Raw genomic sequence first — 11,594 nt, 5'->3', positions numbered from 1 at the left:
AGATCCGGAATCCGGCGCTGCAGCATTGGCGATGCCGGCCGTTTGCAACATTCGTCCCCGGCCGGGGTATCCGCTCCAGCCTGGCGGCGCGGGCGTCACCAGGCGCGCGCGCGCTTTTCCGGGGGCAGCCACATCGGGTCGCCCTCTCCGATCCCGAAGGCCTCGTAGAACGCGTCGACATGCTGGAGCGCCGCAACCGAGCGGTAGAAATCCGGGGCGTGGCCGTCATTGGCGACCAGTGCCCGCAGGTACTGGTCCGTGGCCTTCATCGTCCAGAACTGCGACCAGGCGGCGAAGCAGCGCTGCGACGGGGTGAGCCCGTCGATCTCGACATTCTCTTCGGGATGGTCCTCCAGGTAGTCCAGCAGCGCCTCATGCGCGAAGGTGATGCCGCCGACATCCGCCATGTTCTCGCCGACCCCGAGCGCGCCGTCGATATGCAGCCCCGGCAGGACCTCGTAGGCTTCGGCCTGGTCGATCAGCTTCTGCGCCTCGGCGAGGAACGCCGCGGCATCCTCCGGCGTCCACCAGTCGCGGAAATTGCCGTCCGCGTCGAACTGGCGCCCGGAGAAATCGAAGCCATGGGTCATCTCGTGGCCGATCACCGCGCCGATCCGGCAGAATTTCAGCGGCGCGTCCATCTCCGGCGCGAAGGCCGGCGGCTGGGTGATCGCCGCGGTCACCTCGAAGCCGTTGATCGTCGGCGTATAGGCGGCGTTCATCGCGATCGGCAGGGTGGAGCGGCCGCTGAATTCGTCATGTTCCGGCGGATGCCCGAGCTTCTCCCGCTCGCGCGCCAGATCGAATTTGCCAAGCGCGATGATGTTGGCCACCGGATCGTCCGGCACGATCTCGACGTCGCCATAGTCGATCCAGGTGTCCGGGTAGCCGACCTTGTAGTAGAACTGGTCGATCTTGCGCAGCGCCTCCGCCTGCGTCGGTCCGGACAGCCAGGTGCTGTCCTCGATGCGGCGCCGGAACACCGCCTTGATCCGCTCGATCATGTCGAGAAGCTCAGCCTTCGCCGTTTCGGGATAGTATTCCGCAACATAGAGCTGGCTCACCGGATGGCCGAGCTTCGACACGAAGAGCTGGTAGAGCTGCTCGGCCCGGGGCTGGTCGTTGCGCGCGCCGAGGAGCGCCTCCTCGAGCGCGAGCGCGGGGCCGCGCAGCGCGGTCGACAGGAAGGGGGCGTATTCGGCGATCAGGCGGAAGGCGAAATAGTCCTTCAGCTCGGCGAGCGGCACGCTGCGCAGCACCTCGGACAGGCCTTCCAGCGCGTGCGGTTCGTACATGTAGACGGTTTCGGGGCGCTCGAAGCCGACCGTGTCGAGATAGAGATCGAGGTCGAATTCCGGGACCTGCGCCTTGGCCTCTTCATAGGGCAGGATGCCGAACTTGTTCGCGGGGTTCTTCGCCTCCGCCGGGGTCAGGAAGACCGAGATCAGCTGCCGCTCGATCGCGATGGAGCTGCCGGCGATGCGCCCGGCCTCCTCCTCCGGATAGCCGGCCGCCGCGAGCAGATCGCGGATATAGGCGCGATAGGCCGCCATCGGGGCGCTGTCCTCGGGCATGCGCAGGATTTCCTGCAGCTTGCGGTCGATGCCGAAGGTCTGGCCGAGCACGAACATCGCATGGCGGCTGTTGTCCGCCGGATCGGCCGAGGGGCCGACCATCGCCAGGAGCGCCGGACCGGCGGCGGCAGCCTGCTCGCCGGAAATCCGGGTCAGGTCGGTCAGCGTCTCCGCCGCGGCGACCTCGTCGAGCATGCCGCGGATCGGCTCGATCCCGGCCGCGTCGATCGCCTCGACATCCATGAAGGCGGTGTAGAAATCCCCGACCAGCTGCGTGGGCGAGCCCTTCGGTGCCTGTGCGGCCGCGTCCCCGGCGGCGGCGGCAACCCCGGCCACCTGCTTGGTCAGCCGCTCGGTCATGACATAGAAGATGCCGTAGGCCGGGTATTTCTCCGGCCGCTCGACCCGGTCGAGCCAGCCGCCGGAGCTGTAGCGGTAGAAATCGGCGGCCGGATCGGCAGAGAGATCCATGTTCCCGACCGAGAAGGCCAGCTGGTCCGGGCCCGGCGCGGGCAAGGGCTCCTCTGCCGCTGCTGCGGCGGCGATCCCGGCCAGAAATCCAGTCGCGGCGGCCGTGCTTTTCAGGCGGGACATCATCTTGCTTGCTCCTTGATGGTTTGCCGGAAGCGGCGCTCAGCCGCCGAAGAGGACGGCATCGGGAAGTTCGTAGCGCTCGGCGCCGTTGACCGAGACCATGTTCAGATCGCCGTTGCGGACATGGCTGGCCGAGACGCCGGGATCGCTGCCGGCCAGCTGGCCGCCGCGGAAGTCGAAATAGCGCTCTCCGCCGCCGGGCAGGGCGATCCAGACGCTGGCCGTGCCGCCGGGCCCGCGCGAGACCCGGAAGGCGCAGCTGCGCATCGGCTGGTCCTGCCTCATGGCGGATCGAGGCCGATGGCCGACCGGTCGGCGCGGTGTCGCTGGAGCCCGAGCTCGGCTATTGGCTGGCGCGCGAAGCCTGGGGGCGGGGGATCATGACCGCGGCCGCCGCGATGATGCTGGACCGGCATTTCGCAGGCGGGGGCGGCACCGTCCCGGCCTCGGTTCATCTCGGCAACGATGCCTCGGCACGGGTGCTGGCAAAGCTCGGCTTCCGGTCAGAGGGGGGCGGCGTCGCCCACAGCGCCTATTGGGGCGCGCCCGTGGAAATTCTCCGGCTGCGGCTTGCCCGCGCCGACTGGCTGGCCCATGGCGCCGCTCTGGCGCCGCGGCCCGTGCCGCTGTAACCTGCGCGCAGGCGGCCCGACTCGGCCCCGGACGCGTGAAAATGCCGCCCCCGAGGCTTGAGACTCTGCAGCGGAGGGGGTATCGCCGCAACAACTTCCGTTTCAAGGCTGTCCGATGAAATTCCTCGATCTTGCAAAAGTCTATCTCCGCTCCGGTTCCGGGGGCAACGGGGCCGTGTCCTTCCGGCGCGAGAAATTCGTGGAATACGGCGGCCCGGACGGCGGCGACGGCGGCCATGGCGGCGACGTGGTCGTGCTGATCTGCAGCCCGGCCCCGACCTCGGCCAGCTCGGGGGCCTGTTCCAGAACGGTGACGGAAGCCCCCCGCNTGCGCCAGCGACAGCGCAGCGGCGAGTCCGCCTATTCCTGCTCCGGCCACGATGGCCTGGCGGCCGATCAGCNATGCGTTTCCTGCCGCGGACGGCCCCCTGCCAGTGCCCANTTGCCGGTGCGNTCAGTCGTCCCGATGCACCTTCTCGCGGCGCTCGTGACGTTCCTGCGCCTCGAGGCTGAGCGTCGCGATCGGGCGCGCGTCCAGCCGCTTCAGCGAGATCGGTTCCCCGGTCGCCTCGCAGTAACCGTATTCGCCTTCCTCGATCCGGCGCAGTGCCGCATCGATCTTGGCGACCAGCTTGCGCTGGCGGTCACGGGTCCGCAGTTCCAGCGCACGGTCCGTCTCTTCCGACGCGCGGTCGGCAATGTCCGGAATGTTGCGCGTGCTGTCCTGCAGCCCTTCGATCGTGTCCCTGCTGTCCGCCAGTAGCTCGGCCTTCCAAGCNGTTGAGCTTGCNGACGGAAATATTCCAGCTGGCGATCGTTCATGAACGGCTCGTCCTCGGCGGGACGATAGTCGTCAGGAAGAAATGTTTCGGCCTTCATCACTGCTCCNCAAATNCATGGCCGGCTGCCGTTGGGTTTTTTTGATCCGACNATCCGATGCCCTCCCGCGCGCGGCTGTACCTNCAAACGGTTGCGATTGTCACGGTCAAACAGGGGGTGCTTGAACCTGTCGCAGGGGATGCTAGGCTTTTGNCCGCAGGGCAGCATCCACCGCTTTACCGGGAGTTAGACGACATGAGGTTCGAGGGAACCGAGAGCTACGTGGCCACCGAAGACCTGATGGTGGCGGTCAATGCAGCCGTTGCGCTGGAGCGGCCGCTGCTGGTCAAGGGCGAGCCCGGAACCGGCAAGACGGAACTCGCGCGGCAGGTCGCCGACGGGCTCGGCCTGCCGATGATCGAGTGGAACGTGAAGTCCACCACCCGGGCCCAGCAGGGCTTGTACGAATACGACGCGGTCAGCCGGCTGCGCGACAGCCAGCTGGGCGATCCGAGGGTCGAGGACGTCGCCAACTACATCCGCAAGGGCAAGCTGTGGGAGGCCTTCACCGCGCCCGGCAAGGTTGTCCTGCTGATCGACGAGATCGACAAGGCGGACATCGAATTCCCGAACGACCTGCTGCAGGAACTCGATAAGATGGAGTTCTTCGTCTACGAGACCGGCGAGACGGTGCGCGCGGTCAACCGGCCGATCGTGATCATCACCTCGAACAACGAGAAGGAGCTGCCCGACGCCTTCCTGCGCCGCTGCTTCTTCCATTACATCCGCTTCCCCGNATCCCGACACGCTCAAGAAGATCGTCGAGGTCCACCATCCGGGCATCAAGGGCGCGCTGCTGACTGCCGCGCTGACCCAGTTCTACGAGATCCGCGAGACCCCGGGGCTGAAGAAGAAGCCCTCGACTTCCGAGGTGCTCGACTGGCTGAAGCTGCTTCTGGCCGAGGATCTGGACCCGGCCGACCTGAAGCGCGACGGCGCCTCCGCCCTGCCGAAGCTGCACGGGGCGCTGCTGAAGAACGAGCAGGACGTGCATCTCTTCGAGCGGCTCGCCTTCCCGAACGGCACCGCGGTGCTCGAGGCCATGGGGCTGGGCCCCGCATTCCCCAGGATCGGCACCCCGCTGGCCGCGTTGCGCATGCGCGACGGGGTGCGCGGCCGCGTCGACGGCCGCTTCGTGCCGCCGGGACCGTCCGGCGCGCCGACGCGCGGGCGGCTCGACGTGCTGCCGACCGGGCGGAACTTCTTCTCGGTCGACAGCCGCGCGCTGCCGACCCGGACGGCCTGGACGCTCGGCTGGAAATCCGCATCTCTGCTGATCGACGACTACCTGCAGCGCGAGGGCGACTGGCCGAAGGCGATGGCGATCACCGCCTGGGGCACATCGAACATGCGCACCGGCGGCGACGACCTTGCCCAGGCGCTGGCGCTGATGGGGGTGAAGCCCACATGGGACGAGATGTCGGGCCGCGTCACCGGCTTCGAGATCCTTCCGCTTTCGGCGCTGGGGCGGCCGCGCGTCGACGTCACCCTGCGGGTCTCGGGATTCTTCCGCGACGCCTTCCCGGCGCAGATCGACCTGATCGACTCCGCCGCCCGTGCCGTCATGGCGCTGGACGAACCGGAGCACGAGAACCCCGCTGCCGCGCGGTTCCGCTCGGAAGCGGCGGAGCTGGGCGAGACCCGCGCGGGTTTCCGCGTCTTCGGCTCGAAGCCCGGCGCCTACGGCGCGGGGCTGCAGGCGATGATCGACGAGCGGCTCTGGGACCGGCGGGACGATCTGGCGGCGAGCTATCTCGACTGGGGCGGCTATGCCTATGGCGGCAGGGCCGAGGGCGAGGCCGCGCGCGAGGATTTCGCGCATCGCCTGGGCCAGGTCGAGGCGGTGGTGCAGAACCAGGACAACCGCGAGCACGACCTCTTGGATTCGGACGACTACTACCAGTTCGAGGGCGGCATGGCGGCGACGGTGGAAAGCTTGCGCGGCAAGGCGCCGGTCAGCTACCATCCCGACCATTCCCGCCCCGAGACGCCGCGCATCCGGACGCTCGACGAGGAGATCGCCCGCGTCGTGCGCGCGCGCGCGGCCAATCCGAAATGGATCGAGGGGGTGATGCGCCACGGCTACAAGGGCGCCTTCGAGATGGTGGCGACGGTCGACTATCTCTTCGCCTTCGCGGCCACGACCGGCGCCGTGAAGGGCCACCATTTCGACCTGGTCTTCGAGGCCTATCTGGGCGACGAGACGGTGCGCGACTTCATCGAGGGGGCCAATGCGCCCGCGCTGCGCGAGATGGCGGAGCGCTTCGCCGAGGCGATGGAGCGCGGCATGTGGCTGCCGCGCTCGAACTCGGCACGCGGGCTGGTTGAGCGGTTGAGAGGAACCGTGGTTTGATCATTCGACGTGAAGGCAGGGCGCTGGACTGAACGGGAGTGACGAAGCGACAGGGACATTGAAAGTGGCCATTCGGGCGGCACTGTTGCGGCAGCCGGCAGCCGGCAGCCGGCAGGAGGACGCAATTGCCCTGTCTCCATATGAGGTCAGGCCAAGCGCTCGGTCCCGGCGGTGCCGGGGGCGTCTAAGCGGTTCAAGGCTGAGCGGCACGCGTCCTCGGTCCGAGCGCAGCCGCGAATGACGCGGATGCGGATTTCGGCGGTCTGGCGGCCGGGACCCCTCGAGGCAATCCGTTCGCCGAAGGACTTGAGGCCTGTCCTCCCGGCCCCGATCCGGCTGCGGACATGGTCGCCAGACCAACGCTTGCAGGGTGAGCCGGAACCGTGGCGTCAGGGGCACCGCGAAAGTCCGGCGAACGCGGGCGAGTCGCCGGGGTGCCCGCAGGATATCGCTGCGGGCCAGGGCGGCAGGACGGTCCTCCTTCCGCAATGGGCCGTTTCTGTGGATGGGAATGTCCCCGCGCCGCCGCGCGCCGGGATCGCCGCATGGCACCGGCGGGTGTCGGAGGCGCCGCCAGCGATCTCCTCGCCATGCGACATCGGGTCGAGGCGTTCGGGAAAACGGGGCTGTCGCCCTCGCGGCTGCACGTGACTTCCGCCGCCCGGATGTCGCCCACCGCCGTGTCCATCGCCGGATGGACCTTGCGGTGCTGGCGGCGGCGGGAGCCATGCGTCCTGGCCAAGCACCCGCCGCCGCCCGGGAGCTTGATGCCGGTGCTGCTCGCTGCCCGGCAGGTCATTGCGAGCAATGCCCGAAAGGGAACCAGAAGGTTCAGCGGGCCCGGAGCCCGGCAGAACGAAAACTGGACCGTGATCTGTCGACGGGCTTTCGCGGCCCCACCGGCGCAACGGTCCCGTCTCGCTTCGGCGTCGGCTGAGCGTGGAAAAGTCGGGGGCCGGCCAGTCCAGCCCCCTCTTTAGGATGCCGGAAACCATGGCCGCCGCTTGCGGGAGCTGCAGGCCGGAAGGCACCTTCGCCGTCAGGCGAACTGGGTGGCATTCGCCGGGCAGGGCTCCGCCCGTCCGATCCTCAGGGACTCCGCCCGTTCCTTCCCCAAACTGTCCGCAGGGACGGTTTGCCTCCTGCGGAGGACCGGAGCGGCCCCCGCCGGAGGATGTGCCGCTGGCGCGGACCGGTCCGGACTCCCCGGACCGCCTGCTGATCCGCCTCATTCGGAAAAGACCGGCGGGCGTTCCGTCTTGCCGGTTTGCGGGGCGAGCCATGTCCCGGTCCAGCCGGACCAGGAGAGACCGCGCCGCGTCAGCGCGTTCGCCCTCGGGCTCGGACCAAGGGCGCGGCAACGGCGCATGGCCGGATTTCCGGTTGTCCGCGCGGTGGCGGGCGAGGTCTGGCTTGCTCGTGCAGGTTCTCAACTCATCGGAGTCACGTCGTGAATTCCGTGGGCTGATCAGCTCTTCAACAACGCCGATCGAATGCCATGGTTCGAGAGCGATCATGAAGGAAGGAGCTACAGCCACGCATCCAAATCCGAATGCGCGCACCTGCTGACATGGCCCTTAGCCTGTCGGCCTTGCTTCACGGCAAATCCAGACAGTCCCGCAGCGGTCCGCCAGACTCCCGCGACGTCGCTCCATGCTGGTGCGTGTTCGCGGATGCCTCGGGGTTGCGCACATCGTTTTCTGTGCCGCCATCGGCGATCGCGAGCTTGTCCCTCGACACGCCACTGCCGGCGCAGATCACGGTATGGCCTGAGGTCATGCTGTCCTTCGTAGCAAATCAGAGGCGAGTGCCACGACGCGATCAGGATACATGCTTGGCTCCCGGCCGCCGATCCCGCCCCATGGGGCGGTGCCGTTCGCTAAGGGCCTCGCGCTGGCTGGCGGGCCGAACTGGTCGGCCGCTCTGCGCTGCAGGCAGGCTGACGGCGGGAGGCACTCCGGCGCGCGCGCCCTGCGACGACCACGGCGTGGTGGACCGGCTGACCGCCGATCTCGTGCTGTCGGTCGTTCCGCCGCGCAGCGGAGACGCGCTGGAGCGGCAGCAGGAGACCATCCGCCGCCTCGTGCCGCATCTGCGCGAGGGCTTCGCCCGGATCGGCGCCTGCACCGCCCCGGAAATCGCGCTCCTGATGGGGCAGTTCGCGCATGAGACCGCGGGCTTCGCCTTCCTCGAGGAGCTGGGCAGCGGCCAGGCCTACGAAGGCCGCCGGGATCTCGGCAATGACCAGCCGGGCGACGGCGCGCGCTTCAAGGGGCGGGGGATCCTGCTGCTGACCGGCCGCGCCAATTACCGGGCCTTCGCGCAGGCGATGGGGCGGCCGGACATCATGGAGCATCCCGGGCGGGTGGCGGCCGATCCCGATCTCGCGGTGGCGGCGGGCATCCGCTACGTCGCGGACCGGCGCATTCTCGACAGCTGCGGCGCCGAGGGCTGCGACGTCGTCCTGGCGACGCGGCGGATCAATGGCGGTTTGAACGGGCTCGAGTCGCGGCGCAGGCTCATGCAGGGCTTCCTCGACGGGCTGGGCGAGGGGGCGCCGGGGTAGCCGCCCCACGCGGGCGTGAGGCGCCCGGCGGAAACCTTCCGCGCCCCCGGCCGTTTCCCCTCCGACGCAACGACGGAAACGGAGGACCGGCATGACCCATCATATCGCACTCGAAGAGATCGAAGCGCTGACCGGACAGGTGTACCGCCTGCGGCTGGAAAAGCCCGAGGGCTTCAATTTCGTCCCCGGCCAGGCCACCGACGTTGCGATCGACCGCGAGGGCTGGCGGGACGAGGAGCGGCCCTTCACCTTCACCAGCCAGCCCGAGGATCCGTTCCTCGAATTCACCATCAAGAGCTATCCGGACCACGAGGGCGTGACCGCGCAGATCCCGACCCTGCGGAAGGGAGAGCACTTGAAGATCGGCGATCCCTGGGGGGCGATCCGCGACGAGGGGCCGGGGGTGATCGTCGCGGGCGGGGCCGGGCTGACGCCGTTCATTCCGATCCTGCGCCGCCGGATCGCCCAGGGCACCGCCGGGGAGATCACGCTGATCCAGGCCGACAAGGACTGGGACTCGCTGATCCTGCGCGAAGAATGGCATTCCGCGCGCGATTTGCGGACGGTGTTCGTGCTGGAGGACGAGGCCCGCGACGGCTGCGAGCATGGCCGCGTCACCCGCGAGTTGCTGGAAAAGCACGGCGTGACCGGCTCGACGCGCGTCTATGTCTGCGGCCCGCCGCCGATGGAGGAGGCGGTGCAGAAGGCACTGGACGGCATCGGCGTCGACGGCGGCCGGATCATCCACGAGGCCGCCTGACGGCCATGCCGACCGTGCGGGAGGCTGTCCGGGCCCCGGGACCGTTCCGGCAAAGCCGGATCCCGGGCGGCACCGGACGCCGGAGGACCCAGTGCGAGTGCTTTCCGGTACAACCGCTGCGGGCCCGCCCGCAGCGGGCGCCGGTCCAGGAGGTGCCGACTTTGGAGCACACACGAGGAACGCCTGCTGCCGGCACGCGCCTGCGCCGATGCGGCAGCCGGATGGCCGGTCCGTTCCGGCGGCTGCGGGCCGAGGATCGGAACACCGCCGGGACTGCCGGGCTGTGTTTGCGGTGAACGCCCGTCCGGTCAATGGCTGCGCTTTCCTGACAGGCTCCAAACCGGGCCGAGCTGCATGGTGGGGAGCGCAGCGGAGACAATATCGCGATCCGCCACATGCCCGCTTCGGCACGTGCAGAGCGGGCCGATTGGCGCTGACGCTTGCGGTTTGCCGGGAGCGGAACGCGCGGCAGGGCCGCGGCGGCCCGGTTCCGCGACACCCATGGCTGGGAAGGCATCCGCGGCTCCATCGCGGGCCGGGCACGCCGCGGGAGGGATGCGCAAAGCCTGCCTGTCCAGGCGGCAGGGACATTCACGGCCTCCGAATGGCTGGCAGCGCGGGAGGGACGTCTGCCCGGCTCGACGCACGGTGAGGTTCCGGCTGCCATCATGCTGGGGGCTCATGGGAGAGAGATTCCTTTCCGCTTTGCTCTGGCGGCATGGTCCCGCGGAGCGGGCGCCCCGTGCACCGGAGGCCTGTGTTGCGCAAGTCGTCGGCAGGGGAGCAAACGTGCCGTGCCGCGGCATTGCACCGGCCGGCAGGCGGGCGCCCAGATCGGAGACCGATCTCGGCCTGGCGTTGCCGTGCAAGGCGGGATCGCATCGTGCCTGTCTGGCTTGGAATTTCGGACCGCCGGGACGAGGCCGCTGCCCTGCGGCGGAGATGGCGGGCGGCCCCGGCATGTGACAGCATGACGTTCCGCCATGCGGCCAGGGCGGGACCGGAAAGCACCGCGGCTCGCAGGGGCCTGTTTTCGGCACCGGATGCAGGCGGGCTGTCGATATATCCCGGTTCCGCAGGTCGCAGGGCTGCGGATTGGTGGCGGCCGAGGCGCCGGGTCCGGGAAGTTTCCGGCGGCGCCACCGGCTTCCCGTGATCCGGGCCCGCTGCGATGTGCATCGCAATGGTGTTGTCCGGCCCGGTTGCGGGCGTGCTGGGAGCTGCGGTCGTGCGGGGAGGCGCTGTTGTCTCCGGGCCCTGCGGACCCTGGAGCGGTTCGCAGGCCGTGTCCTGTCGGGGGTTTTCGGCGATGTCCCTGCCAGGGCGGTGCCGAGGTCCGCATTCGCGGAAAAAAGGGGCGCCGGCAGCGGCGTTGTTGCAGACCTCAGCGGCTTCCGGGAACCACTGCATGAATCCGGTGGGTTGAGAGCCCGCCATGACTAAGCCTGAGCCTGCCTGCCACCGCGCCACCAACTGGACGTCCTGCAGCGATGCCGTTTCTGCGTCCTTGGTCCGAGCGCAAGGGCGAACGTGCTCGAGCGGCGCGGGTCGCTGATCGTCTGGCTGGACAAGGACATGGCCTGGCCCGCGCTGGCGGCAGGCAAGCCCGGGCGCCCGCCGGTGCTTCCCTGAATGAGGAGGATCACCAGGCGGTCTGGGGGAGTCCGGTCCGATCCGCGCAAGAGGCAAATCCTCCGGGGGGAGGATTTGAGGGCCGGAGGGTCGGAGCCCTGCCCGGCGCATGCCATCCAAGTCTGCCTGATGGCGAAGGTCCTGTTCGGTATGCCGCTCCGGCGGGTCGAGCCATGGGAACGCCACGGGTCCGAGTTGCCATGGCGAGGCGGCATGGTGGCCAGTACCCTCGAAATGGCAGGCGTGGACTGGCGGGCCCCGGCTTTTCTGCGCTCAGCTGGCGCCGAAGTGAGACGGGACCGTGGCCCCGGTGGCGCCGCGAACGCCCGTCGAACGATCACCGTGGCGCTTTCGTCCCGCCGGGCCCGGGGCCTCTGAACCTCCTGGTCTTGTCTCGGGCAGCGGACAGCGCCGGCATCAAGCTTTCTCGGCGACGGCGAGTTGCTGGTCAGTAAGCGGTGCATCGGACCCCCTGAATTCCGATTTGCGGTGCTTCCGAGGGTGATAGAGTCGCGAGGCGTGCCGATGTCTGTGTCCTTGGACAAGCATGACGTCGCACAGCGCGTTTTTTTATAATTCACAGCATGTTGCGGGCGCGGGCCGA

General features: G+C 68.9%; 5 protein-coding genes and 8 pseudogenes. 7 read left to right on the top strand and 6 right to left on the bottom strand.

What is annotated here, in order from left to right; genetic code table 11:
• Positions 1–95: 95 nt before the first annotated feature.
• Together C7T91_RS21920 and C7T91_RS21915 are read right to left on the bottom strand one after the other, a co-directional pair.
• Complete coding sequence (locus tag C7T91_RS21920; RefSeq protein ID WP_236638404.1) at positions 96–2,168, bottom strand: M13 family metallopeptidase; 2,073 nt, start codon at positions 2,166–2,168, stop codon at positions 96–98.
• Positions 2,169–2,207: 39 nt separating this feature from the next.
• Entirely contained in the window at positions 2,208–2,435 is a 228-nt protein-coding gene (locus tag C7T91_RS21915; protein ID WP_108261169.1) for a hypothetical protein, read from the bottom strand.
• A gap of 14 nt (positions 2,436–2,449) precedes the next feature.
• Here C7T91_RS21915 and C7T91_RS21910 point away from each other — a divergent pair.
• A pseudogene (locus tag C7T91_RS21910) lies at positions 2,450–2,800 on the top strand (GNAT family N-acetyltransferase); the annotation flags it as partial.
• A 115-nt stretch (positions 2,801–2,915) separates the two neighbouring features.
• A pseudogene (obgE, locus tag C7T91_RS21905) lies at positions 2,916–3,056 on the top strand (GTPase ObgE); the annotation flags it as partial.
• Here the strand turns inward: obgE and C7T91_RS36520 are convergent.
• Positions 3,056–3,200 (bottom strand): annotated as a pseudogene (locus tag C7T91_RS36520) (FAD-dependent oxidoreductase); the annotation flags it as partial. The pseudogenes obgE and C7T91_RS36520 overlap by 1 nt on opposite strands.
• 54 nt (positions 3,201–3,254) lie before the next feature.
• Positions 3,255–3,679, bottom strand: a pseudogene (gene dksA, locus C7T91_RS21895) (RNA polymerase-binding protein DksA).
• A gap of 195 nt (positions 3,680–3,874) precedes the next feature.
• On the opposite strand from dksA, the pseudogene C7T91_RS36515 reads away from it, so the two are divergent.
• Together C7T91_RS36515 and C7T91_RS36510 are read left to right on the top strand one after the other, a co-directional pair.
• Positions 3,875–4,694: pseudogene (locus tag C7T91_RS36515) on the top strand (AAA family ATPase); the annotation flags it as partial.
• 105 nt (positions 4,695–4,799) lie between these two features.
• A pseudogene (locus C7T91_RS36510) lies at positions 4,800–6,032 on the top strand (cobaltochelatase subunit CobN); the annotation flags it as partial.
• A 146-nt stretch (positions 6,033–6,178) separates the two neighbouring features.
• On the opposite strand, the pseudogene C7T91_RS36505 reads toward C7T91_RS36510, so the two are convergent.
• Positions 6,179–7,075, bottom strand: a pseudogene (locus C7T91_RS36505) (hypothetical protein); the annotation flags it as partial.
• A 553-nt stretch (positions 7,076–7,628) separates the two neighbouring features.
• Positions 7,629–7,811, bottom strand: coding sequence for a hypothetical protein (locus C7T91_RS33765; protein ID WP_201742195.1), 183 nt, complete (start codon positions 7,809–7,811; stop codon positions 7,629–7,631).
• 208 nt (positions 7,812–8,019) lie between these two features.
• Between C7T91_RS33765 and C7T91_RS33760 the strand changes: the two genes are divergently transcribed.
• The 3 genes and pseudogenes from C7T91_RS33760 to C7T91_RS39835 all read left to right on the top strand — a co-directional run.
• Complete coding sequence (locus C7T91_RS33760; RefSeq protein ID WP_201742194.1) at positions 8,020–8,598, top strand: glycoside hydrolase family 19 protein; 579 nt, start codon at positions 8,020–8,022, stop codon at positions 8,596–8,598.
• Between the two features lie 91 nt (positions 8,599–8,689).
• A complete protein-coding gene (locus tag C7T91_RS21880) occupies positions 8,690–9,358 on the top strand; it encodes a ferredoxin reductase domain-containing protein (protein WP_108261163.1) in 669 nt (222 codons plus the stop codon).
• Between the two features lie 1,435 nt (positions 9,359–10,793).
• A pseudogene (locus C7T91_RS39835) lies at positions 10,794–11,446 on the top strand (hypothetical protein); the annotation flags it as partial.
• Between the last annotated feature and the right edge of the window lie 148 nt (positions 11,447–11,594).

The sequence above is a fragment of the Mangrovicoccus ximenensis genome, assembly GCF_003056725.1.
Classification (GTDB): domain Bacteria; phylum Pseudomonadota; class Alphaproteobacteria; order Rhodobacterales; family Rhodobacteraceae; genus Mangrovicoccus; species Mangrovicoccus ximenensis.
The sequence above is the reverse complement of the archived record's forward strand: the minus strand, read 5'-3'. Positions and strand labels throughout refer to the sequence as shown.